The sequence below is a fragment of the Glycomyces dulcitolivorans genome (genome assembly GCF_003265355.1).
GTDB lineage: Bacteria > Actinomycetota > Actinomycetes > Mycobacteriales > Micromonosporaceae > Glycomyces > Glycomyces dulcitolivorans.
In genome coordinates, this window is sequence record NZ_QFRW01000020.1 from 1 (window position 1) to 1,739 (window position 1,739).

At 52.8% G+C, this 1,739-nt stretch carries 1 rRNA gene; it reads left to right on the plus strand.

The window, feature by feature from the left end:
• The first annotated feature begins 74 nt into the window (after positions 1 to 74).
• A 16S ribosomal RNA gene (locus DI269_RS00565) occupies positions 75 to 1,623 on the plus strand.
• Positions 1,624 to 1,739: the final 116 nt, after the last annotated feature.

Genomic DNA, 1,739 nt, shown 5'->3' on the forward strand with positions numbered 1-1,739 from the left:
TATAAAAAAATCCTATGATACTTCATAGGTAGTCAGTCAAACGCTGACGAAAAACAAAACTTCGGTTTTGTACTTTTTCGGAGAGTTTGATCCTGGCTCAGGACGAACGCTGGCGGCGTGCCTAATACATGCAAGTCGAGCGGACAGAAGGGAGCTTGCTCCCGGATGTTAGCGGCGGACGGGTGAGTAACACGTGGGTAACCTGCCTGTAAGACTGGGATAACTCCGGGAAACCGGAGCTAATACCGGATAGTTCCTTGAACCGCATGGTTCAAGGATGAAAGACGGTTTCGGCTGTCACTTACAGATGGACCCGCGGCGCATTAGCTAGTTGGTGAGGTAACGGCTCACCAAGGCGACGATGCGTAGCCGACCTGAGAGGGTGATCGGCCACACTGGGACTGAGACACGGCCCAGACTCCTACGGGAGGCAGCAGTAGGGAATCTTCCGCAATGGACGAAAGTCTGACGGAGCAACGCCGCGTGAGTGATGAAGGTTTTCGGATCGTAAAGCTCTGTTGTTAGGGAAGAACAAGTGCAAGAGTAACTGCTTGCACCTTGACGGTACCTAACCAGAAAGCCACGGCTAACTACGTGCCAGCAGCCGCGGTAATACGTAGGTGGCAAGCGTTGTCCGGAATTATTGGGCGTAAAGGGCTCGCAGGCGGTTTCTTAAGTCTGATGTGAAAGCCCCCGGCTCAACCGGGGAGGGTCATTGGAAACTGGGAAACTTGAGTGCAGAAGAGGAGAGTGGAATTCCACGTGTAGCGGTGAAATGCGTAGAGATGTGGAGGAACACCAGTGGCGAAGGCGACTCTCTGGTCTGTAACTGACGCTGAGGAGCGAAAGCGTGGGGAGCGAACAGGATTAGATACCCTGGTAGTCCACGCCGTAAACGATGAGTGCTAAGTGTTAGGGGGTTTCCGCCCCTTAGTGCTGCAGCTAACGCATTAAGCACTCCGCCTGGGGAGTACGGTCGCAAGACTGAAACTCAAAGGAATTGACGGGGGCCCGCACAAGCGGTGGAGCATGTGGTTTAATTCGAAGCAACGCGAAGAACCTTACCAGGTCTTGACATCCTCTGACAACCCTAGAGATAGGGCTTTCCCTTCGGGGACAGAGTGACAGGTGGTGCATGGTTGTCGTCAGCTCGTGTCGTGAGATGTTGGGTTAAGTCCCGCAACGAGCGCAACCCTTGATCTTAGTTGCCAGCATTCAGTTGGGCACTCTAAGGTGACTGCCGGTGACAAACCGGAGGAAGGTGGGGATGACGTCAAATCATCATGCCCCTTATGACCTGGGCTACACACGTGCTACAATGGACAGAACAAAGGGCTGCGAGACCGCAAGGTTTAGCCAATCCCACAAATCTGTTCTCAGTTCGGATCGCAGTCTGCAACTCGACTGCGTGAAGCTGGAATCGCTAGTAATCGCGGATCAGCATGCCGCGGTGAATACGTTCCCGGGCCTTGTACACACCGCCCGTCACACCACGAGAGTTTGCAACACCCGAAGTCGGTGAGGTAACCTTTATGGAGCCAGCCGCCGAAGGTGGGGCAGATGATTGGGGTGAAGTCGTAACAAGGTAGCCGTATCGGAAGGTGCGGCTGGATCACCTCCTTTCTAAGGATATATGGAGCAGCGTACGTTTTTCGTCTTGTTTAGTTTTGAAGGATCATTCCTTCAAAACATGTCTCTAGCGAGACAGGATTGTTCTTTGAAAACTAGATAACAATAAG